The organism is Streptomyces sp. IBSNAI002 (assembly GCF_052244475.1).
Classification (GTDB): domain Bacteria; phylum Actinomycetota; class Actinomycetes; order Streptomycetales; family Streptomycetaceae; genus Streptomyces.
Window position 1 is genome coordinate 1 of the sequence record NZ_JBQPXG010000006.1, and the last position, 23,102, is coordinate 23,102.

The following is a 23,102-nucleotide window of genomic DNA, read 5'->3' on the forward strand; positions in this document are numbered from 1 at the left end:
CATCTGCACCGTCCACGGCCCCAACACCGGCCACGACCAGGACCAGGAGCAGCCGCACGCCGAGGCGGTCCGCGCGTGAGCCGGGCGGCCGACGGCCCGCACCCGCACCCGCTCACCCCGGCCGACCTCCCGGCCGGGGACGAGTGGCTGTCGGGCTGCGGGGAGTGCCACATCCCGATCCAGGGAGGCGCCGCGGGTCTCGCCGCGCACCGCCGCACGGTCCACGACCCCCGCCGCGACTACGGCGACCGCCGCATCCCCATCACGGTCCGCCTCGACCTCGGCTTCTGACCCGAAGGAGATCCGTCCATGCCCATGACCGAGACCGCCCGCGCGTACTACGACGCCCACACCCAGGCCCTGCGCGACCACGGCGTGATGAACGCCGCCCGCCTGTGGCCGAACCAGGCGCTGCAGTACACCACCGTCAACGGCGCCAAGTTCCTGCCGTTCCCGTCCCGCCTGCCCGCCCGGTCCGTGGCCCCGGCCGTCCGCTCCGCGCTGAAGAAGCACCTGGTGCACGAGTACGACGTCGCCGCCCGCGACGGCTCCCCGCTGCACATCGTCTACATCCGGCACGCCCCCGACACCTGGTCCGGCGGCGAGGCCGTGATCGACGTCTACGAGGTCCCGACCGCGGCTGAGTGATGGTCCTCCGTGCCGCCCCTGCCCCTGCCGACACCGGCCGGGGCCGGGACGGTCGCGGTGGTCCCTCACCAGCGCGAGCACGAGAGGAGCTGGACGTCATGGCCAAGGACTACTTCGAGGTGGACGTCCCCATACGAAACACCGAGGGCCTGCGCGGCGTGCACGTCTTCACCGGCCAGGCCGACAGCGACAGCGCCGCCATCAAGGCCGCCCACGAGGTCTACGACGCGGCCCGCGCCGCAGCAGCGGCCGGACTCGAGATCCCTCACGGGCGCCCGGACGGCTGGGGCGCCTGCGGATACCGGCCCGGCTGGGAACTGGACTGGGCCGCTGCAGAAGCAGGCCTCTGGAAGAGCCCGTACAGCTGGCTCACCCGCCAGCCCTTCGAGCTGTAGCTCTGCCCCGGGACAGACACACATCGGCGTCCAAACCAACGCGCCTGCCCCGGGCCTTCCCTCCCGTACAAGACGAGACGGAGACCCAAGTATGTCCTCCCACCACGACGTCGACCACGACCTCGCCTACCCCGAACCGCCGGCCTCCCCGCTCTGGCACCGCCACGGTCCCAAGCCTCGGCCGGTCACCCCCGGCCAGCAGCAGCGCAACTGCGAGCTGCTGCTCCGCGCCCAGCACACCCCCCGACCCCGCAACCCGCGCACCGGCAAGACCCGGACGGAGACCCGATGATGACCAGCTCCCAGACCCACTTCGCCATAGACGGCTACCTCGACGCGATCCCCGCCCCCGGCACCAGCTGGGGCACCGCAACGTTCGACCTGGTCCACTCCCCCGGCGACGCGCACCAGCTCATCCCCGACGCCCCCGACACCGTGTACGCCTGCACCACCTCCGACCCCCGCATCACCGACGCGCTGCTGCGCGAGATCCAGCCCGGCGACCTCCTCCGTGTCACCGGCACTCTCCTCCCGCCCGACACCCCGAGCGCCCCGGCCCGCCTCACCGTCGACGCCCTGGAGGTCCTGGACGCGGCCCCGCTCCCCGTGCTGCACGACCTCGTCCTCGAGCGCTGGGGCAACTACGCGACCGTCTTCGACGCCGACCGCGATAGCGTCCCGGTGTTCACCGTGGACGGGACGTGGATCGGCGAAGCCGCCAGCCCCGACGCCATCACCGACCTCATCAACGCCTACGAGAACCGCACCGCGCCATGACCACCAAGCGCTCCTCCGCCGGCGGCCTCCGCGGCTCCTGGCCTGCCGACGAGGACGCCGCCGACCAGCGTGCCCAAGGCACCGACGCCCGCGTCGTCATGGGCCTCGCCAGCGACCAGTTCCTCGTCGGCACCGACACCACCGACCTCTGACCGAGAGAGACGAACATGACCGAGACCGGCACCGAGCCCGAGACCGTCCGCTACACCGCCGACGTCGTCGCCATCACCCCGAGCCGCCACGTCCTGCTAATCGACATCCGCAACGCATTCCACTGGCTGTAGAACTCCGCCGCTAACTCGCTCAAAGGGACGGACCGCCAGGACAGCCACAATTCACCTTGCTGTAGTCAGGTTCACGGCCGTCGGCGAGCTGCTTCAAGCCGTTCTTGAAGTGACACAGCACGTCCTCGGTGTCGGCCGCGTCCAGCCGCTTCCGTAGAACTTTCGGCAGCTCGTCCATGGGTATCCGGTCCGTCCAGGGAAGCCGATTCATGATCTTCGCCAGGTGAACGGCGCCCTCGGCCGTACCGGCGTGGAGGTAGACCTCCTCGGGGACAAGCCTAGGTTCAAGACCGAATCCGAGGCGCTGGGTGAAGTCGTACACCGACAGGTCACCGATGCCGACGATGCGAGGTGATGCCTCCTTCGCCCTCTCAATCAGGCGGTAGCTTTCCGCGAACGACGTCGCCGTCTCCAGTTTCCATGCCCAGTCGCGCAGGCGATCGGAACAGTCCGGCAGCGCGTCCGGATACTTCCGGCCCTTGTTGGGTATCGGGAGCTGGTGGTCGTGGAGGCGGATGCCGTCCGGCATGAGGCCTGCACCGACGAGGGCGGCGCGTTGGGCGAACGGCTTGACCTTCGAGTACTCCTCCAACTCAGCCAGTGCATCCGCCCTGTGCACCTCGATGTAGTGCTTCGCCATGGACTTCAGGTGCTTCTTGACCCACGTGTCCACAGATCCCCCTTCTCTTCATGCCACGCCGATGGCGAGCGTAGGCGGTCCCAGCGATACGGCTGCAGCTCGCCCCGACCTATGGGCGCCGTCGGGCAGGCCGTTGGGACGGGACCGGCCCGTTTGTCTGTGGCGGGCCATTACCGCGTGCCGGTGTGGACCCCCCTCACCGACACCGTGACCGCATCCCTCAGCTTGATCACCACCAACCCCCGGGTAGGAGGCCCGGTGACCCGCCGAGGATTCCGCCGCTGCGCCTTGGCGCCCTGCCCTGCCCTGCGCTCGCCCTCGAGAACCAGGTTGTCCTCGAGGCGTCCCGCGCGATGCTCGCGGCCGTACGCGAACCTGAGCCCTGAAGCTGCCGTCGGTCTTGATCTCCCCGAAGCATCGGCATGCCACTGGTGTGATCGGCAGGACCGGCAAGACCCGCACACACGAAGGCCCCTGCTTCCCGCCGCAACGGCACGAAGTAGGGGCCTTCGTGCGTTGTCGGGCCCGTGGGAGCCCGCGATGTCTGCATCCAGGCATCGGCGCTTGACGAGGGGAGTCTGCGGTCGGATGAGTGCCTACTGATAACGGCGTTATCAGTAGGCGCCGTCGTGATCGGTGCACATATAGGTGAGAACTGGGAGCGATCCCTAGCGAGTCGGTCCCCACAGGTCCAGCTGAGTTAGTAAGGTGCCTCCATGGTCACCCAAATCCCCTCCGGAAACAGAGAGAAAGTTGTCTCCAAGCTGCCAGTCGAGCTGCGCCAGGACCTGAAGGTGAGAGCAGCCGAGCTCGGCGTGGACATCCAGGACGCCGTCACCGAAGGAATCGACGCCTGGCGTAACTCCCCCGGGACACACGAACTCATCGACACGGCCGGCTCCGTGACGTTCTCGACCTGGCTCTTCCCCGGCCAGTGGGAGGACCTTAAGGCGACTTGCGGCGAGCGTGGAATCCCCTTCGTGCAAGGGCTCGCCCAGTCGATCGCCCTGTGGCTGGAGACGCACCCCTCCCCCAAGTACAGGCCGGTCACCGGCATCCCCCGTCGCATCGTGGTGTGCAACCAGAAGGGCGGCGTCGGGAAGACCGCAATCTCTGCCGGCGTCGGCGAAGCGCTGGCGGAAGGGGAGCACTTCGTCACCGTTGCCAAGAGCACCGAGACGCTCATCGAGGAGTTCCGCGGCTTGGGGCTGCGCGTACTGCTCGTCGACTACGACCCTCAGGGCCACCTCACCAAGCAGCTCGGCCTTCAGAGCCTGCCCGCGAAGGGCCCCAGCCTGGCCAAGTTCATGGCCGGACAGATCAAGGACTCCTCGATCAGGGACCTCGTAGCGGTCGTCGAAGACGACCGCTACGGCGACCGCCTGCACGTCCTGCCGTCCTGCCCAGACGCCTTCCTGCTCGACATCATGATCGCGATGGACCGCAACCGGCAGGCGACGCTCGAGCGAGCCCTCGAGCCCCTCGAGAAGGACTACGACGTCATCGTCGTCGACTCCCCCCCGAGCCTCGGAGTCGGCATGGACGCCGCGATCTACTACGGCCGGCGCCGTGAAGGCGAATCCAAGGACCAGTCCGGCGTAATGATCATCGTGCAGGCAGAGGACTCGTCAGCAGATGCCTTCGAGCTGCTGATAGAGCAGATCGAATCCGGCAAGACGGACTGGCGGATCGACGTCGAGTACCTCGGCCTCGTCGTCAACATGTACGACGCCCGCGACGGCTACGTCGTCACCTCCTCCCTCCGGGAATGGGAATCCCTCGGCGACCCCAGAGTCCTCACCAAGGTCGCCCGCCTCAAGGAACAGCGCGAGGCCGTCCGCAACAAAGCGCCGCTTCTCTCCTACGCACCCGAGTGCGACCAGGCCATGAGCATGCGCAAGATCGTCCGGGAGATCACGTGAGTACCCGCCAGTCCGCCGCAGACCGCGTCGGGAGCTCCAGCAGCTTCGGCCGGGCAGCCCTCGCCCGCAGCACCCGCGGCCAGCTCATCGCAGCCGCAACAGGAGAGGACGCCGAAGAGGCCGTCTCCGAGGTCAGCCTGGACCGCATCAGCCCGAACCCCGACAACCCCCGCGACAGCCTTGGGGACATTGACGGGCTGGCTTCGAGCCTTGCTGAGATCGGCCTCGTCCAGGCGATCACAATCGCCAACGTCGATGCCTACCTGAGGGATCGTCCGGGCCGACAGCACGAACTTGCCGCCGGAGCCCGATACGTCGTCGTCGATGGACACCGACGCCTTGCCGCGGCCCACGCCGCCGGCCTCGAGTCGATCCGGGTCACTGTCAACGACGACCTGACCGCCACGGACGAGAAACTGCTCGAAGCCGCGTTTGTTGCCAACGCGCAGCGCGAGAATCTGACTGACCTGGAGGAGGCGCAAGCGCTCAGCCAGCTCGTTGCGCTGTACGGCTCACAGCACAAGGCGGCCAAAAGACTTGGTGTCAGCCAGCCGTACATCTCACAGAGGCTCTCCCTGCTGTCCCTGGCCCCTGACCTCCAGGCAGACCTCGAGGCCGGACGACGCAAGGTAGAGCACGTACGGGGGTTGGCCAAGCTGACCCCTGACGAGCAGCGGGCGGCAGCCAACGAACGAGCCGAAGCGGCGGGCACCCAGCCCCGCCGGCGTAGCTCCGTTCCTCCTCAAGCAGCGGCACCGACGGAGTCCACTGATAACGCCGTTATCACCGAGGCATCAGCTCCCGCACCTCACACCAGCCACGCATCTGGCAGTGTGGGTACTAGTCCGGGTTCCGGCAGTGTCGAGCGCGGCACGCCCGTGAGCGACAGCGCCGAGGCGCCTGCAGCCCCCGAGTCGGCTGATAACGGCGTTATCAGCAAGGGGGAGGGGGACGCCCACCTGGTGGACATCCGGCGGATTCCCCGGGTCCCATGGCACGACGGCCAGGCAGTCGCGGAGCTGGTGCTCGAGAAGATGGACTCGGCTCAGCGTGCGGTACTCATCGAGAAGCTCATCGAAGCACACGGTGACAAGTAGTCGAACCCAGATGGTGTCCGAGGCCCGTCTCGCCTGCGAGACGGGCCTCGACCCGTTTGGGGACGCCTTCCACGACGCGTTGTGCTCGCCGTGCCAGGGCGCATAAGGAGCCAGACCGAAGTTCAACGGCACCGCGCGCAGCGACCACGGAGCGGACGTCCCGCTCTTCGTCGCCTCCTGCAAGTTCACTAAGCAGGCCCGCGCCTTCGCTGCCTGCCACGGCTTGGTCCTCGTCGACGTGTACCTCCTCGGCTTCTGGAACAGCGGCACCGCCCTTACCGCGCTGCTCGACCTGGACATCAACCGGTCCGGAACGAACCGGAAACTGTCCCCCGACAAGTGAGCTCCTGCCGCTCAGCAGCCTGCGTCGGTGCCCTTCCACCCGTTCCCGAGCCCGCGGTGTCGGGGCTGCGATGCCGGGACGGCAGGCGTCGGGCGGGTGTTCAGCGCGGCGGCCATTTGCACGGCTGCGTGGGGGACAGGCCGACGGCAACCTGTTTGTGACCCGTGCGTACGTACCCGGCCCGTAGCCGGCCAGGGCCACCGCGAGGGAGGCCGCCGCCGTCTTGGCCGACCCTGCGCCCCCGCCGGGGGTCGTCCTCGATGGCAGGCGTCTGGCGGCGGAGTTCGCGGCGGCGGCGAGGAGCACGGCGAGGGCCTGGGCGTCAGCCGCGTTCAGCGTGACGGTTGATCGCTGCTGCCGGTCCCGAGTCGACGGCCCTGCCCGTGAGTCAGGGCGCTGATGATTGCGTGCTGCGCCGGTCGTGGGTGTTCTGACGGAGCTGCCCGGTGTGGTGGGTGAGGGTGTCGATGCGTTCGGCGAGGTGGGCGTCCTGGGGTCGCAGGTGTGCTCGGGTGGCGGCCAGGGGTTGGACCAGGCGGGCGGCGTCGTCGTCGGCGAGGGCCTGGTTCAGCTCGCCGACTGCGTGGTCGGCGCTGGCGGGGAGGCCGGTGAGGGCGGTGATCTGTCCGGCGAGGCGGCGCAGGTCGGCTGCGTTGTCGCGGGCCCAGGCAGTCACGGTGCGGTCGGCGGCGCGGGTGTCGCGGGTGGCCTGGACGCGTTCCTCGCCGGTGCTTCCGGCCGTGCCGGGGCGCAGGCGCAGGTAGCGGCGTTCGGCGGCCTGGCGGCTGGCGACGCCGAGGGGGCCGGCGAGGTCCGCCCAGCTGGCTCCGTGCCCGCGGGCGGTTTCGATCAGTTGGCTCTCCCAGCCGGCGAGTTGCTCGCGGACCTCGCGCAGCATGAGCAGCGCGGCCAGCGCCGGGTGCGGACCGGAGGCCGCGGCGGCCGGGGCTGCTGTTGTGGGCTGCTGTGCCTGTTCCACGGACCGGTTGATGGCTTCCAGGGCTGCTGCGGCGGCGTGGAAGGACACGGGTGCGGGGGGTGTGTCTGCTGGGGTCACGGCTCACTCCGTCGTCTTGTCATCCTCCAGATGACTCCTTGCTTGTCATCGTTTCGATGACATGTTACAACGGTGGCACGTTGAAAGCGCATTGGCAGTTTCTGCCTGAACCAACTGGAGGTGTTTCGCGATGTTGATGCGCACTGACCCGTTCCGCGAGATGGACCGGATCGTCCAGCAGCTGTCGGGTACGTCGGGGACGTGGTCGAAGCCCTCGGTCATGCCGATGGACGCCTACCGTGACGGCGACGCGTACGTGATCGCGTTCGACCTGCCCGGCGTGAGCACCGAGGCGATCGACATTGATGTCGAGCGGAACATGCTGACCGTCAAGGCGGAGCGCCGCCCGGCCCTGAAGGCCGACTCCGTGAAGATGGAGCTCTCCGAGCGGCCGCTGGGTGTCTTCTCTCGCCAGATCATGCTGGCCGACACCCTGGACACCGAGCACATCGAGGCGGACTACGACGCGGGCGTGCTGACCCTGCGCATCCCGATCGCCGAGCGTGCCAAGCCCCGCAAGATCAGCATCCGCGCCGACGCCGGCCCCAAGCAGATCTCCGCCTGAGGTCTGCGCAACAGCAGCCAGCAGAGGGCGGGCAAGAGCCGATCCCCCTCCGGCACCCCCCCTCCGGCACCCGCCCTCCGCCCCCTTCCTTGACCTGCTTCACCCCTCTTCCCGGAGGTGATGTCGATGTCGATGCGCAGGGAGTCGTTCCTGGCCCACGTCCAGGAACGCGGCGAGTACAAAACCCCTGAGGAAGCCGACCGCGTCGCCCGTGTCGTCTTGGCGCTGCTCGGCGCGCACCTGGTCGGCACGGTCCGGGCCGAGCTCGCCGCCCGGCTCCCCGAGACCTACGCCCTGATCCTCCTCAACCCGCTGCAGGCCGCTGAACCGCTCTCGCCTGAGCGGTTCGTGCGGGCGACCGCGGCCTGGATCGAAGGGGCCACCGAGGAGACCGCCCTGTGGGACATCGGCGCGGTCCTGTCCACCGCGGCCGCCGCCGCTGGCGATGTCCTCACCCGCGAGGTCCTCCTCCAGCTCCCGCCCGGCTACGACCTCCTCTTCGGCCACCCCCAGCCCACCTGAACGCAACCGGCCCATGGCCGGACCTTCCGCACAGAAAGGCAACCACAGCCGTGTACGACCAGCCTCGAGCGAACGCCTCCCAGCCGGCCATGACGTTCGACCAGGTGCTGGAACGCGTGCGCTACGAGGGCGCCTATCCCACCCGCGAACGCGCCGCCGAAGCCGTCCACCAGGTCCTGTCCGCCCTCGGCCGCCAGCTCACCGGCGACGAACGCGTCGACCTCGCCCAGGTGCTGCCCGTCGAAGCCGCCCTCGCCCTGACCGCCCAGATCCCCGCCACCGAGCACCTCACCGGCTGGGGCTTCGTCAAGGACCTCGCCACCCGCACCGGGGTGAGCCCGGCCGTCGCCCGCTGGGACACCGGCGCCGTCCTCGCTGTCGTCACCCGCCTGACGGGCCCCGACCTCCTCGCCCGCATCCTCGGCCAGCTCCCCGACGACTACGCCCTCCTCTTCGGCCAGGCACAGCTGCGCCGTCCCGCGCCCGCCGCCGCCTGACCGGCTGCCCGGCCCCCGAGCACAAACGAAACGGGTCCGGGACCGCTACTGCGGTCCCGGACCCGTCGCGTGAGGCGGAGTCTCAGTGCTTGAAGGTGTCCTTGATCCTCTCCTTGGCCTGGCGGGCGTCGCCCTTGGCCTGCTCAGCGCGGCCCTCGGCGGTCAGCCGCTCGTTGCCCGTCAGGCGGCCGGCGGTCTCCTTGAGCTTGCCCGTGCCCTGCTCGACCTTCGCTTCGGCCTTCTGCTCACCAGACACAGCTGATCACTCCCTGCTCCGTGGAAAGGTCTTACGGGGCCGCGTATGACCGCTGGGCCCCTTCCTAAACGAAGGGGGGCGCCATCACGGCCCCACGCACGTGGCCGGCGGGCGCGACGGTGTCAGGCTGGCTGCGTCAGCACGTGGCCGGCGTGGGGCAGTTCGTGGATGTGGGCGGCTGCTCCTTCCAGCGGCAGAAGCGGGCGCACAGGGCAGGCAGCCGGGGTGTGGTCGTGGTCGACCTTCCAGGTGGGCAGGGATGCGGCACTGCCCTGGGCGGAGACGGCGTAGAGGGTGCCGGAGCAGCCTTGGCACACCAGCGAAGCGTGGATCATCGAGAGGACCCTTCCGTCGGTGCCGACTCGGCGCGCGCTCCCATGATCGGCCTCACGTCATCAAAACGATTCTGCTGCTCCGCGGACACCACGATGCGGGGCACGCAGACGATCTTCCTGCTACCTGGACAAGGCCGGAGGAGAAAGGGAGCGGCCCCTTCGCCGTAGCCCACTGCATCGGCCGCTCAAGGGGAGGCAGATCGATCTTCGTGATCCTCTCCTCGACCCGCGCCTGCCCTTCGGCTTGCCGGTCGCGCTGTCGCCCACGTGTCGACGGGCATCCTTCGGGTCCCTGCGGGGGCACGCAGGCGTCGTCGGGGCGGGCAGGCGGGGCAGGTACGCGGAGGCTGTGGGCATGCTGTGCCTCTGGAGCGACCACCTGAGCCGGGGACCGGGCTCGGGGACGGTCTCCTGGGCTTCAACGGCTCGGTTCACCGTGGCCATGCCCGCCGGGTGAGCGATGCGCTGCAGTGGGTCTTACCGGGGCAGGAAGGCGCGCACGGTCTTGCCGCCTCCGGGAGCCTCGGTCACGTGGGTGGTGCGGGCGAGGCGGTTGACCATGGGCCAGCCGAAGCCGCCGGTGCCATGGTTCAGGTCGGGGGTACGCATGCGCGGTGCCTGCGGGCTCGGGTCGTGGACGGCCACCTCGACGCTGTCCGGGTGGGCGGCCAGCTCCAGAGTGCAGGTGCCGCCGGCGTGGCGCAGGGCGTTGGTGACGAGTTCCGAGACGACCAGGACCACGGTGTCGCCTCCGCTCCGAGCGGGGGTGCCAGGACCACGAGGAAGTCCCGGACTTCCTCGCGAGCACCGGCGATGGCGGGGAGGGGCCGCCGCAACGCGGACGCTCGTCGTGTCCATCAACTTCACCTCGGTCTCCTGGAGCGCTCCGTGCGGGGCTTGTCCGCGCGGTGCTTGTGCCCCGGCCCGGGGCGGGCAACCCGACATCGGTCGCCTCTGCGTCCTTCGGTGTCGCTGTTCGAGGACGATTACCTCGTCTTCGAATCCGCAAAAATCTATGTTGGCCGAAGTAGACATTGGAGGGTGGTGTCGTTATGGTTTCTCTCGTAGCCCGAAGAGATCGAAGGGCCCGGCAGAGATGAACTGCCGGGCAGCAGTACCCGCAGTTGCAGTGCGCAGGACGGCGCGGTGACGGAGTTTCGAAGCCAGGTTGGTTGCAGGACGGCGACGGGACTGGTGACCGGACCGGGTGGCCCGCAGTGATCAGGGGCCGCCGCAGGCAGTACCGCAGTTAACGCAGTGGCAGTACCCGCAGTAAATGCAGTTCGCAGTACCCAGCAGTGAAGTCGGTTGGTGGTACCTCGGTGAAGGCGTCGGCTGCGGGCGCGCGCACCGGGAGGTCCGGCAGTGGGGTTCTAAGCCAGAGCAGACGCACGATGGGCGACGGGGCTGGCTGCCGGAACGTGGCGCTGGGAGAGGCCACACGCAGTACCGGCAGTACACGTAGTTCGCAGTAACCGAAACCAGGCGCCATCAGGATCGCCCGGGCGGAAGTTGGAGCCCGGGTACCGCAGGACATCGATAGTGAGGTGGTCTCCGGTCAAGCAACCGCGATCCCCGCAGCCCCGACAGCATTCCGGTCGGGCCGGCGGACACAGAAGGCCGACGCAGGATCAGGGTCGGCAGATGGTGTAGCAGTTCCTTCGGGGCCCTGGTGCCATAGGCGCCAGGGCCCCTCCACGCGTTCCACGAGAGAGGTTCCATGACAGCACCCGATCCGACAGGCCCGCTCGACGGCCACCTGGACGACGACGACTACCCCGCCTACACCATGGGCCGGGCCGCCGAAATGCTCGGCACCACCCAGGGCTTCCTCCGCGCCATCGGCGAAGCCCGCCTCATCACCCCGCTCCGCTCCGCCGGCGGACACCGCCGTTACTCCCGCTATCAGCTGCGGATCGCCGCCCGGGCCCGGGAGCTCGTCGACCAGGGCACCCCGATCGAGGCCGCCTGCCGGATCGTCATCCTCGAGGACCAGCTCGAAGAGGCTCAGCGCCTCAACGCCGAATACCGCCGCGCCGCCGAGGACACGAGTCGACCGGCCGCCTCCTGAAGCGGCCTGCTGCCGCCAGAGCCAGCGCGGGGGCGCTGCCATGACGCGACCGCTCCGGCCTGGTGACAGGGTGTGTGTGCGTGTACCGTCTGGGTCAGCTGTCGTGGTTCGGATGTTGCCGTTGTGCCCACGCCGAAAGCGTGGGCATTGTGCTGTGCCGTGTCGCAGGAACCAGGGCGATCACCTCCGCCTCCCGCACGTCGCGGAGGCGTACAGCGACTGGAAGGCATGGCCATGGCTACGGGCACTGTGAAGTGGTTCAACGCGGAGAAGGGCTTCGGCTTCATCGCGCAGGACGGTGGCGGTCCGGACGTCTTCGCCCACTACTCGGCGATCAACTCCACCGGCTTCCGTGAGCTCCAGGAGGGCCAGGCCGTGACGTTCGACGTCACCCAGGGCCAGAAGGGCCCGCAGGCGGAGAACATCAACCTGGCCTGACCCTCTTAACCACCGCCCGCAGATTCGCGGCGCTCGAAGCGTCAGACGCCGCCGGCGGGCGGAGGCAGGAAGAACGAGATGGGGGCCGCGCAGCTTTCGCCGCGCGGCCCCCTGTCAATCCCCTCGGACTGTGGAGATCTTCTAAGCGGCCAGCTCCAAGGCGGAGTTGGCCCGGTGGTCGTGCTCGTAGTCGATCGGACTCTGGTAGCCGCACACGCTGTGTAGCCGGTGCGTGTTGTAGAAGCCGGTGATCCAGGTCGCAATCCTCAGCCGGGCCTCGGTGCGGGTGGCGAACGTGTGGCGGTAGGCGTACTCGACCTTGAGCACACTGTTGAACGCCTCGCTGACGGCGTTGTCGAAACACGACCCGACGCGGCCCATGGACTGGGTCACGCCCAGTCGGCGGCAGGCCCGGCGAAAGCGCCGGGAGCCGTACTCGCTGCCGCGGTCGCTGTGGAAGATCACGCCCTTCACGTCACCGCCGCGGGTGGCCGCGGCCATGTTCAAGGACGCCACGACCAGCTCGGCGTCATGGCGTGCGCCCATCGCGTAGCCGAGCAGCCGGCGCGAGAACAGGTCGATGACGGTGGCCAGGTAGAGCTTGCCCTCACCGGTGGTGATCTCGGTCATGTCGCCGCACCAGACCTGGTCCGGAGCGTCCGTGGTGAAGTCCCGCCGCACGAAGTCGGGGGCCGCCGGACGCTTGCCGGGCCGGGTCAGCCCGCGCCGTCGGCGGACCTTCCGTCCGGCCAGCCCGAGCTCGGCCATCAGACGGGCGACGGTGTTCACCGAGACCCGCCAGCCTGCGCGGACCAGGAGGCACCAGACCTTCGGGGAGCCGTAGGTGCCGCCGGAGTCCTCGAAGATCTGCCGGATCTTGTCGGTCAGCTGCCCGCGCCGGACCTCACGCGCGGTGGTGGGCTTGTCGCGCCACTTGTAGAACCAGGACTCCGACACCCCCAGGACCTGGCAGGCCAGCCGGTGCGGGATGCGGTGCTCGGTCCTCTGGTTACCGATGAACGCGGCCAGGGCGGCCGGGTCCGTCTCGGTCACTTCACCCAGAGGACCATGCATCGCTTGAGGACATCACGCTCCATCTCCAGCTCGCGTATCCGCTTGTTCTTCTCCGACATCTCCCGCCGTAGCCGCTCCAGCTCGGCGCGCTCGGCCTCGCGCATCCGCCCGCCCGGCGCGGGCTCAGTCGACCGGTCGGACGACGCCGACCCGTTGCGCCGCCACCGCGACACCCAGCTGTGCAGCGTGCCGGAGTGCACGCCGAGCTCCTCGGCGACCTCCGGGATCGGTCGGCCCGTCTCGATCACGATGCGTACAGCGCCCTCACGAAACTCAGGCGTGTATGTGCGTTGCTTGGACCCCATGAATCCCAACTTCCCCTGCAATCACGGACTCCACGCTACGAGGGGAGGGACAATCCCAACTTCCCCTGCAATCACGGACTCCACGCTACGAGGGGAGGGACAACCACGCGCCCTACCGGGAACTCGGAGCCGACCACTTCACCCGCCGCGATCCCGAACGCGCCATGCGCCGCATGATCAAGGAAGCCAACAGCCTCGGACTGACCGTCCGCTTCGATCCCATCGTGGCCTGATCCACCCAGCCACGGGGGCTATTTTCGTGTCAGGCCCTTGACAATCAATTACTTCGGGTGCTTGGAGAGGTTGTTGATGCGATTTGTGCGTTCCAGTGTCGCGGCGGTACAGGGAACGGGGGTGGTGGAGTGGTCAGTGATACAGATGGTCATACCGTCTGGTGAGACGTTGCAGTCGAGAGGTCCAACGGGCCACGGCGGGTTTCCTGCGGCGTTGGTGCATTGAGCGGGGCCGCCCTCGATGAAGACAGTGTTGTCAGGATTGCTGTTGACCGTGAAGCTCCCGGGAGCTCCTCCCGCAGCTCCATATCCTGTACGGCCAGCAAGCAGAATCACGTGTGAGCTTCCCGGCGGTGCTGTGTCCTGAGACAGGGCGAGCTGGCAAAGTTCGGGCCACTCATCGCATGTCAAAGTGACTGCCTGGGTGGAGTTGTTTCGGATGGTGTAGTTGTAGTTCGAGTCGTCGATTCCCGATGCCAGACTTACCTTGTGGCCTTGTCCGGTGGTGGCGTTGTGGCCGTATTTGATGTTGCCGCAGGCGTTGTGGTTGTGGTTGCCCTTGACTTCGATGATGCAGAAGTTGCCCCGGTCCTTGGCGTTGTCGTCGGCGTATGCGGTGGTGCCCAGGCCGGTGAGTGCGAGGAGCATGGTGGCGGCTGCGAGTGCGGGGCGCGTGTAGCGCATCCTTTTCTCCCTGTTTGGCGATAAGTGTGGCTTTTGTATCTTGTGGGGGTGTGGGTGTGTGCTGGGGGAGGCGGGCCGTGGTGTGGTTCGGTTGGGTGAACTGATGGAGTGAGCTTCTTCAGCGGCCGCCCCATAGGGTGAACGGCCCTGTGGAGCTGACCGGCCTCTGTCCTGCAGTGGTCCTCGCCTTCACGGGTCAGGCCCTCACCCGATCGGTGTCCACTCTGAAAAGGCTCAGTGGGCACTGTCACGTTGTCGGTGGTGGGGTGGGATGATCTTCGGGTTGTCCGTCTGGGGAGGGGCCCGATCGTGTCGTCCGAGGTGCCGTCGTACGCGAATCACCGCTACCCGGCCGAGGTCATCTCGCACTGCGTGTGGCTGTACTTTCGCTTCGCCCTCTCCTTCCGTGAGGTCGAGGAGATGATGCTCGAGCGCGGCATCGTCGTCTCCCACGAGAGCATCTGAACCGTCCCGTGTTCGATAGAGACTCGGTTCCATGGAAGGATCGAGTCATGGCACGCCCCTCCTCCTATCCCCTTGAGCTGCGCAAACGAGCGGTCCGCATGGTCGCCGAGGTCCGTGGTGACTATCCGAACGAGTCGACAGCGATCAAGTCAGTAGCCGAGAAGCTCGGCATCGGCTCGACCGAGACGTTGCGCAAGTCGGTCCGGCAGGACCAGATCGACTCTGGCACCCGACCCGGGGTGACCAGCGAGGAGTCCGCGCAGGTCAAGGCGATGAAGAAGGAAATTGCCGAGCTGAAACGGGCGAATGACATCCTGAAGGCGGCGGCGAGTTTCTTCGCGGCCGAGCTCGACCGGCCACATCTTCGCTCGTAACGTTCATCGACGAGCACCGGGACCGCTTCGGCGGTGTCGAGCCGATCTGCGCAACGCTCACCGAGCACGACTGCAAGATCGCCCCCTCCACCTACTACGCCCACAGGCACTGTCACCTTGTTCGGCGGTCTGGGATGATCTTCGGGTTGTGGGTGCCCGGGGAGGGGTGGGGTCCGTGTCGTCTGCGTCGCCGTCGTACAAGAACCACCGCTACCCCGTAGAGATCATTTCCCACTGCGTGTGGCTGTATTTCCGCTTCCCCCTCTCCTTCCGTGAGGTCGAGGAGATGATGCTCGAGCGGGGCGTGACCGTCTCCCACGAGACGATCCGGCGGTGGTGTCTGAAGTTCGGGCAGGCGTACGCCAACAGCCTGCGCCGGCGGCGCCCGCGGCCGGGCGACAAGTGGCACTCGGACGAAGTGTTCATCAAGATCGGCGGGGTCCAAAAGTACTTGTGGCGGGCCGTCGATGCCGACGGAAACGTCCTGGACATCCTGGTGCAGAATCGGCGGGACAAGGCTGCGGCCAGGCGTTTCTTCCGCCGGCTCCTCACCACCACCTGTCAGGTGCCCCGGGTGATCGTCACGGACAAGCTCCGGTCGTACGGGGCTGCGCACCGGGAGGTGATGTCCTCGGTGGAGCACCGTTCCCACAAGGGGTTGAACAACCGGGCGGAGAACTCCCACCAGCCCACCCGGCAGCGGGAACGCGCGATGAAAACTTCCGCACCGTCGGCGGGGCGCAAAGGTTTCTGTCGGCGTTCACCGGGATCTCACCCCACTTCCGGCCCCACCGGCATCTGATGACGGCCGGCCGGTACCGCTTCGAAATGAGCGTCCGCTTCACCATCTGGAACCAGATCACCGGCGCCGCCGACCTGTCCATGACGGCCTGAACAACAGACCGCTGGCACCTCACCACGCCCTGACGCGCCATCAAACGATCACGCCCTCGATAACGTGACAGTGCCCTGGTAGGCCTTGTCGGCCCAGCAGGGAATGCCGGCCCCGGTGAGCGCGTCGATGATGCCGTGCCCGCGGGCCGCGCGGACGTCATGCACGGCTCCGGGCAGAGCGGGTGAGGCCCACAGGAGTCTGCCGAATGGATCCGCGATGACCTGCACATTCATCCCGTGCTTCTTGTGCTTGCCCGAGTAGAAGGGCCGGTCGACGGCGATCCGGTCGATCGGCAGCAGCGTCCCGTCCAACAGCACGAACGCCTTCATCGACGCCGCCCTGACCACCTCGGCCAGCGTCGGAGCCAGCGCCGCCAGAACCTCGACCGCCTCGGCGATGTAACGCAATGCGGTGGTCGTACCGACCCCGAAACCAGCCGCGAGCTGCGCATACGAATGCCCGTTGCGGAGGTGGGCGAGGGTGAGCAAGGCCTGTCGGCCCGCACTCAGGCGCCGCCACCGGGTGCCAAGAACGCGGCGGTGTTCCCTCAGGCGGGCGGCGAGGAAGCGGACGGCAGAGCTGGACACGTCGACGCCCGACGGGTAGACAAGCACACGAAGCCCCTGGTGGAGACGGATTTCTTGGTCGAAACCCATCTACCAGGGGCTTCACCTGCCTGTCAGCCCAACTACCCGACTCGACCAGCAGGTTGGAAAAGGCTCAGTGCCTGACAACACACGCCACAAGCCTGACAGCGACACCCCTGCCCCCAGGCCGGATCGCCAAGACGATCAACGCCTACGAAAATCTTGGAAGACACGGCAGCTGTAGTTCCGTGATCGTTGGGTCATCGTCGCTGGTCACGTCGTTTCGGCGGCTGTGATGTTGTTCCAGCGACGGTGGGCCTCGGCTGCCTGGAACTGATGGTGACGGCGCCAGGTGGACCAGTGCAGCAGGTGGTCGCGATCGCGGCGGGGCTGGGGCAGCGCGGTGATCCGTAGTAGGCGCAGGAGTTCGCGGGCGCTGGCCGGGACGAGTTTGGTGTCTGTGGTTCCGGCTGCGTTCACAGTGGTGCGGGCGCGGGTGATCGCGAGGACGGCGGTGGCGAGCATGCTGATCAGGGTCCAGCGCATCCAGGAGTTCCAGCAGGTGGTCTGGCCCTGGTCGAGGCCGCAGATGCCCTTGGCGAGCTGGAAGTCTTCTTCCACTCGCCATCGGCAGCACACCACGTCCACAAGATCGGCCAGGGTGACGGGGCGGGCCGAGTGGCAGCGGTAGAAGGAGAGCTCGCGGGTATAGCGGTGGCGGCGCACGAGCACAAAGGAGCGCCCCGGCTCTTGGTCGTCGGGGGTGTCGTCGGGGTGGATGTCGAGCATGGCCCAGTCGTAGTGGCGGTCGCCTTTCAGGCCTTGGCCGGTGCGTAGGCGCATCCAGTTCTTCCTCGGGACGCGGGTGGCCAGGTCGGTGACGCTCATGCGGCCGATGGCTGTGTCCACTCGGTGGTCGCAGCGGACGGCGAGGGCATAGTCGAAACCGAGGGCGCGGGCAGTAAGTCGCAGTTCGCGACTGCCGTAGACCTCGTCGCCGGCCAGCCACCGGGCCGGTATGCCCAGGCCCCGGGCGCGGGTGAGCATGTCGGCGGCGAGCTGGGGCTTGGTGGCGAAGGCGAGGTCGTCGGGGACATGGGTGAGCAGCCGGCGTTCCTCGTCCGCGGTCCACTCCCTGCTGAAGTACAAGGTCCGGTCGATGGGGGCGTGTCCGTGCCGGCTTGCGTAGGTGAGGTGGACGGCGACCTGGCACAGACCGATGCCGCCGAGGGCCCCGGAGTACTGGTGGGCTGCCCCGACGCAGTCGGTGGAGGACTTCTCATCGCCGGTCTCGTCCACGATCAACACCGCGTCCGGGGCAGCGAGTTCACCTGCTGTCCAGGCTGCGATCCGGTCCCGGGCGGTGTCATGGTCGACCATCGCGCGGGACAGGAAGTGCTGCAGCCGATGGGGACCACGGTGCCCCAGCGCCTCGGCCAGGGTCCAGCAGTTGCGGGTGTCCAGCTCCATGAGCAGCGCCTCGCACATCTCCCCGGCCAGAGCACGCGGCCCCGGGCGCTCGAAGCAGTCCGCGATCTGCCCGCACGCCGCCCCAAGCACCGTCGCCCATGCCAGCTCGGCTACCGTGGCTTCCACGGCCACCTGATCCTGTCGAGTCTTCACAAACCGCCATGATCATGGTGGCCGCACCCATGCCTACAAGCACCCCCACCACCGCTGACCAGCACCGACGCAACAGCGATCAAGAACTACAGCTGCCGTGGAAGAGCCGTTCTTCTTACAGTCCCTTCCCTCACGGTGAGCACACAACGTACGCACCAATTCGGGCTGCGTTAGACCCGTCATTTCGCACCAACACGGTCCATCCGGTAGGTGGGGTACCAACCGAAGGACGGCTGTGGAGGATAGCCACTTGGGTGATTGTCCCGTCGATTACAGGCGAAACTTGAAAGCCGCCACCTGTAGCAACTTCACCTGCGAAACAGTCCGCCACGACGATCAGCGAATCTCCAGGGATGACATTCTCGAAGCGAGGCGTGGTGCGTGTCGTGTTCACTCCCGCCGGGCCAGCTGGTCCTGCTGGTCCCACCGCACCGGTCGCACCGGCCGGGCCTTGGGCTCCTGTAGCGCCCGCTGCTCCGGCTGGTCCGGCTGGTCCCACCGCACCGGTCGCACCCGCCGGGCCTTGGGCTCCTGTAGCGCCCGCTGCTCCGGCTGGTCCGGCTGGTCCCACCGCACCGGTCGCACCCGCCGGGCCAGGTGCACCCGCCGGGCCAGCGGGGCCAGGTGCACCCGCCGGGCCAGCGGGGCCAGGTGCACCCGCAGGACCAGCGGGGCCAGGTGCACCCGCAGGACCAGTTTCTCCGTGGCGGCAATCGCCCTCGGGACCGCCTTCAGCATGTGGGTCGTTGTAGCAAGGGTCGGGATGCACTGCCGCCTTCAGGCGTGCCGCAGTTCCGTGCTCTCCCGCCTGCGCGTGCGCCGAATGCAAGCCGCCCAAGGAAACGGACGCCAGTACGCTGACGACCACGCACGCTTCAAACCAACGGGCTCTCGCCCGGCGACAATCCTGCACCTGCCGGCCCCTTCATTACTTGGATCCAACCGGATATGGCAGCCGATTACATACCTCGGAAACCTTCCCCTTACTTCTTACAAAGCATTTATCACTCGATTACGTCAGCTACTGAACGTCTTGGTGCTGATGCCCCTATGGATGTCAAGGGGTGGTTGGGGCGGGGGTCGATGGTCCGGTGGGCTTGGTGGTCGGGATGAGGAGTCGGTAGATCTCTCGTGCGACGTAGCGTTTGAGGCATCGGATGATCTCCCGCTTGGTCTTGCCCTCGGCTGTGCGTCGTTGCAGGTAGTCCTGGGTGCGTGGGTCCCAGCGCAGGCGGGAGAGCACGGCGCGGTAGAGCGCGGCGTTGGCTTGGCGGTCGCCGCCGCGGTTGAGCCGGCGGCGTTGGGTCTTGCCGGAGGACTGCTCTACGGGGCTGACCCCGCACAGAGCGGCGAACGCGGCCTCACTGTTCAGGCTTGACCAGGCCGTCGATCTCCCCGGTCAGGTGCTGGATACGGCGGGCGAGCGGCCTGAGGGTATGGCGGGCTGCGCCGGCCCGGCCGGTGGTGTCGAGGTCCTCCAGCTGGGCGCATCGTCTGATGAGGAGGGGGTTGGCCAGGTCGGCGAGGTCTTCGCGCAGGGTGGCGTCTGCGCAGATCAGGACGCTTTTGAGTTGGTTGATGGCCTGGGCCGGGCCTTGACCGCGGACCCTTTCGCGAGTTTGAACATGCGCAGGGTCTCAACGGGGCCGTCGCTGGTCTTCGCGGTGGCGGTAGCGCGTCCGGACAGGACCTCCCAGCACACAGCACACCCAGGCAACAACCAACGCGCCGGAAGCATAAACACACCTACCGCGCTGCTCAGAACAACCGCCGCGCACGATCGTTGAAAGGGCTGCCTTTCCCTGAGGCGCTCAGGGCCCCGCTCAGCCGTGTCCTTGCAGCGGGGCCCCGAGCTACGGGGCCAGGGGGGCCAGCCCCGGACTCCCCGCTTTTTGACCCTCAGTCCCTCCAGTCCCTTGGAGGGCCTCAGCGTCCATCTGAAACGGGTGAATGCCCAGGTCAGGACACACGTACCAGACCGGTCACAGCCACCGCAGCGACCAGTCGGCTGAACCAGTGACCGACCCCGAGACCGGTGACCGCAGAAGACACTCCGCCACCAATAACCGAACATACGGCATAGATCCCGTACTTATTGACATGTAGCCCTTCCGAGAGGCTGCACATCGGACCGGCCCCGCACCGTGCCGTCCGTTCGGGCGGGGCCGGCTCCCCGGTACCGCCACGCACAGGCCCGGGCGCCCCTGGCGGCACACCGGAAGGATCAACACACCTTCCCTACCGCCCGCAACCATCACTCCCGCACCGTCGTTTGACCTGCCGACTCACCCCCGAGGCACCCCGGGGCCCTGCCCGTCTTCCATCTCAACAGCAGCGCCCCGGGCACGGGCCGCAGCACCCGGCCCACCCGCTCCCCAGCCGCACCGGCAATCCGTACGCCGCATCCCGGCCGCGACGGAGCGAGACCCCGGGGACCGCCCGCACAGCGGCCCCCGGGACAACACCCGGCCAGCCACCCTCCACACTCCCGGACCGGCGGCCGACCCGGTGCCCACGGCACCGGACACCCGGCCCCAAACTCGACGGCCGCCAGACAGGCAGCCCTCCACGCCCCACTGGCGCTCGTACTCGGCCTGTCCGGCCGCGAGCTGGACGGCGCTGCCGTCCCCCTGGGCCCGGTGCCCGGCACTCCGCCCCGCCCACGCGCCTGGAAGCAAGCCGGGAGCACTCCGGGTGCTTACGCCCGTCGGGCTGTTGCGTGGGGGCTGAGGCGCTGCGGGAGCGGTCCGGCGGACAGGTCCCTGCGCAGGGTTTCGGGTACGGCCCGGACCTGTAGACGCCTGCCGTGCAGGCGTGCCTCGAGGCGGGCGGCGAGGAAGGCGTTCAGCGCGGCCCGGTCACACGAGGTGGTCTCGGAGAGATCCACCACCGTCAACGGCCACTCGGCAGCCGCTGCACACAGCACACTGCGCAGCCCGGCCGCGTCCGCGGGGCCCACGTCCCCACGGACCGCGATCCGTATCACGGACCTTGAAGCTCCACTAATGATCGTCAGCTGCACCAGAACCACCTCCCGACCCGAACCAGACATCAGCCTAAATAGTAGATAAGTTAACATTTCACCCAGAAATGGTTCCTCCGGTCAGAGGCATCCGACCCCCACCCACCAGGACCTTCGCCTCCCCGGCCACAAACCCTGACCACCTACCTCAGTGACTGATTGAGAACCCGATCCCTCGTAAGTTTCGTGCCTTGAGGGGCCCCGCGTTTTCCGGACAGCTGCTAATTAGCAAATTCAGGCTGCGAGCTGCTGGTTCAGGTACTCGTCGTGGACCTCTCGTGGGGTCCGGTACCCGAGTCCCGAGTGACGGCGCTTCGTATTGTAGCGGACCTCTATGTAGCGGGCGATGTCGCGGTAGGCGTGTTCTCGGGTGGGGTATACGGTCCGGTGGACACGTTCATTTTTCAGGGTCGCGAAGAATGATTCCGCCATGGCATTGTCGTAGCAGATCCCGGTCCGGCCAACGGATTGCCGGATTCTTAGCCCGGTCAGTGTATTGGCGAACTGGGTCGAGGTGTAATTGCTGCCGCGGTCCGAGTGAAAGATGGCGTCTTCGGCGAGTGGGTGGTTGCGTGCTGCCATTTTGATGGCTGCTTCGATAAGTGGGGTCTTGTAGTTGTCGTCCATGGCCCACCCGATGACGGCTTTGGTGTGGCAGTCGATGACGGTGGCGAGGAATACCCAGCCTTCCCAGGTTGGAATGTATGTGATGTCGCCGACCATTTTGCGGCCGGGTGCGTCGGCGGTGAAGTCGCGGTTCACGAGGTCAGGGATCGGGCCGGCGGAGCCGTCGTTCTCGGTGAGGCTGTGGCGCCACGGTCGTGGCTGACACGCCTGGAGGTCCAGTTCCCGCATGAGGTCACGCACGAGCTCGGGTCCGCAGGGGACGCCCCACGCGGACAGGTCGGCGTGGACCCGACGGTAGCCGTAGGTTTCGTCAGAATCCTCGAACGACTTGGTGATCAGCAATTTCAGATCCTCCCGTCGCCGGGCAGTCGCTGAAATCGGCCTGCTCCGCCATTCGTAGAAGCCGGAGCGGGATACTTCCAGCCAGTCGCACATCTTGGCAACCGGCACCGTGTCTTCAGTGTTCGTGGTAAATATTGCGTACTCTGCATCGATGAACTCGAACTTGTCGCTCACCGAGGGTCCTTGGCGAAGTACGCTGCAACTTTTTCCAGGAAAGCGACTTTCTGTCGCAGCTCGCGCAATTCTCGTTCCTGCTCCCGCAGGCGGGCGCGCTCGTCGAGCGTGAGTTCCGGCTCCTCGCCATCATGCTCACGACGGTATGCGTTGACCCAGTTTCCCAGAGTTCCTTCAACGAGTCCGAGTTCCCGGGCGACCTGGGCGACCGGACGCGACGTCTCGATCACCATCTTCACGGCCTCTTCCCGATACTCCGGGCTAAATTTCCTGCGTTTCTGCGACAACCGACTTCCCTTTCCGAGTGGTCCCACCGTAGTGGGACCACTGTCCGGAAGGTTCGGGGCGCCTCATAGAGCCGTCCGTCCTGGACACGGAAGTCGATGGCCAGGATCTTGGTGTCGTCATCCAGGCCGGTCACCTTACCGATCGCCTGGGTCTTGGAGGGCTGGTCGACAGGGAACTCGACCAGCCGCATGTCGGTGGTCAGACCCAGAGCGACCGGAGCACGCTCCATCGGCGGCTTCGGGTTCGCTGAAGCAGCAGCCGGCATGACGACGGCAGCAGCGAGAGCGGCAGCAGCAACGGCAGTGGCGATACGCAGGTTCACGACAGATCCTCTTGCAGGGCGGGCGGAAACGACGCGTCGCAGCCTGACCCAACCCCGCCCCGGCTGCCACGAGACTCGCGCAGACCCCTCACGATCAGACCACCCCGTCACCCACCCAGACCCCACAGATCCTCAGAAGGGGCATCGCTCTGGCACAGGGGTGTCATCCGATCAGAACCGGTCTTCAAGCCCCCGGGGAGGCGTTGTCACATTGTTGGCAGCATGATCGTTTGGTGGCGC

Annotated in this window: 26 protein-coding genes and 5 pseudogenes; 16 read left to right on the plus strand and 15 right to left on the minus strand. The window is 67.4% G+C overall.

The annotated features are described in order from the left end of the window. The first annotated feature begins 75 nt into the window (after window positions 1-75). From ACTVZO_RS43165 to ACTVZO_RS43190, 6 genes are all read left to right on the plus strand, one after another. The gene (locus ACTVZO_RS43165) at window positions 76-291 is read left to right on the plus strand and encodes a hypothetical protein (RefSeq protein WP_443304065.1); all 216 of its coding nucleotides are present in this window, start codon (window positions 76-78) and stop codon (window positions 289-291) included. An 18-nt stretch (window positions 292-309) separates the two neighbouring features. Next, entirely contained in the window at window positions 310-648 is a 339-nt protein-coding gene (locus ACTVZO_RS43170) for a hypothetical protein (RefSeq protein ID WP_443304066.1), read from the plus strand. 98 nt (window positions 649-746) lie between these two features. Continuing rightward, on the plus strand, window positions 747-1,043 hold the full coding sequence (locus ACTVZO_RS43175) for a hypothetical protein (protein WP_443304067.1): 297 nt from the start codon (window positions 747-749) through the stop codon (window positions 1,041-1,043). A gap of 91 nt (window positions 1,044-1,134) precedes the next feature. Beyond that, window positions 1,135-1,335, plus strand: a complete 201-nt coding sequence (locus ACTVZO_RS43180) for a hypothetical protein (protein WP_443304068.1) — start codon at window positions 1,135-1,137, stop codon at window positions 1,333-1,335. Further along, complete coding sequence (locus ACTVZO_RS43185) at window positions 1,332-1,820, plus strand: hypothetical protein (RefSeq protein ID WP_443304069.1); 489 nt, start codon at window positions 1,332-1,334, stop codon at window positions 1,818-1,820. Before ACTVZO_RS43180 ends, ACTVZO_RS43185 begins: the two co-directional genes overlap by 4 nt. After that, on the plus strand, window positions 1,817-1,972 hold the full coding sequence (locus ACTVZO_RS43190) for a hypothetical protein (RefSeq protein ID WP_443304070.1): 156 nt from the start codon (window positions 1,817-1,819) through the stop codon (window positions 1,970-1,972). Before ACTVZO_RS43185 ends, ACTVZO_RS43190 begins: the two co-directional genes overlap by 4 nt. Window positions 1,973-2,123: 151 nt before the next feature. Here the strand turns inward: ACTVZO_RS43190 and ACTVZO_RS43195 are convergent, their stop codons facing one another. Then, window positions 2,124-2,777, minus strand: coding sequence for a hypothetical protein (locus tag ACTVZO_RS43195; RefSeq protein WP_443304071.1), 654 nt, complete (start codon window positions 2,775-2,777; stop codon window positions 2,124-2,126). 683 nt (window positions 2,778-3,460) lie between these two features. On the opposite strand from ACTVZO_RS43195, the gene ACTVZO_RS43200 reads away from it, so the two are divergent. Both ACTVZO_RS43200 and ACTVZO_RS43205 read left to right on the plus strand, forming a co-directional pair. Further along, window positions 3,461-4,666 carry a ParA family protein gene (locus tag ACTVZO_RS43200; protein WP_443304072.1) on the plus strand — a complete coding sequence of 402 codons (1,206 nt, stop codon included), beginning with the start codon at window positions 3,461-3,463 and terminating at the stop codon, window positions 4,664-4,666. Next, window positions 4,663-5,763, plus strand: a complete 1,101-nt coding sequence (locus ACTVZO_RS43205; RefSeq protein WP_443304073.1) for a ParB/RepB/Spo0J family partition protein — start codon at window positions 4,663-4,665, stop codon at window positions 5,761-5,763. Before ACTVZO_RS43200 ends, ACTVZO_RS43205 begins: the two co-directional genes overlap by 4 nt. A gap of 731 nt (window positions 5,764-6,494) precedes the next feature. Here ACTVZO_RS43205 and ACTVZO_RS43210 read toward each other — a convergent pair. Then, window positions 6,495-7,163 (minus strand): HSP18 transcriptional regulator, encoded by a 669-nt coding sequence (locus ACTVZO_RS43210; RefSeq protein WP_443304074.1) that lies wholly within the window; start codon window positions 7,161-7,163, stop codon window positions 6,495-6,497. A gap of 130 nt (window positions 7,164-7,293) precedes the next feature. Between ACTVZO_RS43210 and ACTVZO_RS43215 the strand changes: the two genes are divergently transcribed. The 3 genes from ACTVZO_RS43215 to ACTVZO_RS43225 all read left to right on the plus strand — a co-directional run bounded on the left by ACTVZO_RS43215 (window position 7,294) and on the right by ACTVZO_RS43225 (window position 8,747). After that, entirely contained in the window at window positions 7,294-7,728 is a 435-nt protein-coding gene (locus ACTVZO_RS43215) for an Hsp20/alpha crystallin family protein (protein WP_443304075.1), read from the plus strand. Window positions 7,729-7,854: 126 nt separating this feature from the next. Continuing rightward, entirely contained in the window at window positions 7,855-8,250 is a 396-nt protein-coding gene (locus tag ACTVZO_RS43220; protein WP_443304076.1) for a DUF2267 domain-containing protein, read from the plus strand. Window positions 8,251-8,339: 89 nt separating this feature from the next. Next, window positions 8,340-8,747, plus strand: a complete 408-nt coding sequence (locus tag ACTVZO_RS43225) for a DUF2267 domain-containing protein (protein ID WP_443304077.1) — start codon at window positions 8,340-8,342, stop codon at window positions 8,745-8,747. An 82-nt stretch (window positions 8,748-8,829) separates the two neighbouring features. Here ACTVZO_RS43225 and ACTVZO_RS43230 read toward each other — a convergent pair whose 3' ends face one another. The 3 genes from ACTVZO_RS43230 to ACTVZO_RS43240 form a co-directional block, all read right to left on the minus strand. Then, window positions 8,830-9,003: a CsbD family protein gene (locus tag ACTVZO_RS43230; protein WP_443304078.1), complete on the minus strand. Its 174-nt coding sequence runs from the start codon at window positions 9,001-9,003 to the stop codon at window positions 8,830-8,832. Window positions 9,004-9,125: 122 nt separating this feature from the next. Next, window positions 9,126-9,338, minus strand: coding sequence for a hypothetical protein (locus ACTVZO_RS43235; RefSeq protein ID WP_443304079.1), 213 nt, complete (start codon window positions 9,336-9,338; stop codon window positions 9,126-9,128). A gap of 477 nt (window positions 9,339-9,815) precedes the next feature. Further along, window positions 9,816-10,079, minus strand: a complete 264-nt coding sequence (locus tag ACTVZO_RS43240) for an ATP-binding protein (protein WP_443304080.1) — start codon at window positions 10,077-10,079, stop codon at window positions 9,816-9,818. A gap of 979 nt (window positions 10,080-11,058) precedes the next feature. On the opposite strand from ACTVZO_RS43240, the gene ACTVZO_RS43245 reads away from it, so the two are divergent. Then, window positions 11,059-11,409 carry a MerR family transcriptional regulator gene (locus ACTVZO_RS43245; protein WP_443304081.1) on the plus strand — a complete coding sequence of 117 codons (351 nt, stop codon included), beginning with the start codon at window positions 11,059-11,061 and terminating at the stop codon, window positions 11,407-11,409. A gap of 234 nt (window positions 11,410-11,643) precedes the next feature. Further along, window positions 11,644-11,847, plus strand: coding sequence for a cold-shock protein (locus tag ACTVZO_RS43250; RefSeq protein ID WP_030052720.1), 204 nt, complete (start codon window positions 11,644-11,646; stop codon window positions 11,845-11,847). Between the two features lie 141 nt (window positions 11,848-11,988). On the opposite strand, the gene ACTVZO_RS43255 is transcribed toward ACTVZO_RS43250, so the two are convergent. From ACTVZO_RS43255 to ACTVZO_RS43265, 3 genes are all read right to left on the minus strand, one after another. Further along, window positions 11,989-12,900: an IS3 family transposase gene (locus ACTVZO_RS43255; RefSeq protein ID WP_443300102.1), complete on the minus strand. Its 912-nt coding sequence runs from the start codon at window positions 12,898-12,900 to the stop codon at window positions 11,989-11,991. Next, entirely contained in the window at window positions 12,897-13,226 is a 330-nt protein-coding gene (locus ACTVZO_RS43260) for a transposase (protein ID WP_443300103.1), read from the minus strand. The genes ACTVZO_RS43255 and ACTVZO_RS43260 overlap by 4 nt, the downstream gene beginning before the upstream one ends. Before the next feature lie 281 nt (window positions 13,227-13,507). Beyond that, complete coding sequence (locus tag ACTVZO_RS43265) at window positions 13,508-14,143, minus strand: hypothetical protein (protein WP_443304082.1); 636 nt, start codon at window positions 14,141-14,143, stop codon at window positions 13,508-13,510. A 309-nt stretch (window positions 14,144-14,452) separates the two neighbouring features. Here ACTVZO_RS43265 and ACTVZO_RS43270 point away from each other — a divergent pair. The 3 pseudogenes from ACTVZO_RS43270 to ACTVZO_RS43280 form a co-directional block, all read left to right on the plus strand. Next, window positions 14,453-14,605: pseudogene (locus ACTVZO_RS43270) on the plus strand (IS6 family transposase); the annotation flags it as partial. A gap of 101 nt (window positions 14,606-14,706) precedes the next feature. Then, window positions 14,707-15,089 (plus strand): annotated as a pseudogene (locus ACTVZO_RS43275) (transposase); the annotation flags it as partial. Window positions 15,090-15,130: 41 nt separating this feature from the next. Continuing rightward, window positions 15,131-15,876: pseudogene (locus ACTVZO_RS43280) on the plus strand (IS6 family transposase). Between the two features lie 72 nt (window positions 15,877-15,948). Here the strand turns inward: ACTVZO_RS43280 and ACTVZO_RS43285 are convergent. The 7 genes and pseudogenes from ACTVZO_RS43285 to ACTVZO_RS43315 form a co-directional block, all read right to left on the minus strand. Next, window positions 15,949-16,491, minus strand: a pseudogene (locus tag ACTVZO_RS43285) (transposase family protein); the annotation flags it as partial. A 246-nt stretch (window positions 16,492-16,737) separates the two neighbouring features. Further along, on the minus strand, window positions 16,738-18,087 hold the full coding sequence (locus tag ACTVZO_RS43290; protein WP_443296326.1) for an IS701 family transposase: 1,350 nt from the start codon (window positions 18,085-18,087) through the stop codon (window positions 16,738-16,740). Between the two features lie 390 nt (window positions 18,088-18,477). Beyond that, window positions 18,478-18,825, minus strand: a complete 348-nt coding sequence (locus tag ACTVZO_RS43295; RefSeq protein ID WP_443304083.1) for a hypothetical protein — start codon at window positions 18,823-18,825, stop codon at window positions 18,478-18,480. Window positions 18,826-19,144: 319 nt separating this feature from the next. Further along, window positions 19,145-19,459, minus strand: a pseudogene (locus ACTVZO_RS43300) (transposase); the annotation flags it as partial. A 1,326-nt stretch (window positions 19,460-20,785) separates the two neighbouring features. Next, window positions 20,786-21,073, minus strand: coding sequence for an STAS domain-containing protein (locus ACTVZO_RS43305; protein WP_443304084.1), 288 nt, complete (start codon window positions 21,071-21,073; stop codon window positions 20,786-20,788). 270 nt (window positions 21,074-21,343) lie between these two features. Then, a protein-coding gene (locus ACTVZO_RS43310) for an IS3 family transposase (protein WP_443296327.1) occupies window positions 21,344-22,539 on the minus strand; the annotation gives its coding sequence in 2 pieces (ribosomal slippage) (window positions 21,344-22,287 and window positions 22,287-22,539; 1,197 coding nt in all). Then, on the minus strand, window positions 22,488-22,862 hold the full coding sequence (locus ACTVZO_RS43315; RefSeq protein WP_443304085.1) for a hypothetical protein: 375 nt from the start codon (window positions 22,860-22,862) through the stop codon (window positions 22,488-22,490). The genes ACTVZO_RS43310 and ACTVZO_RS43315 overlap by 52 nt, the downstream gene beginning before the upstream one ends. Window positions 22,863-23,102 lie beyond the last annotated feature (240 nt).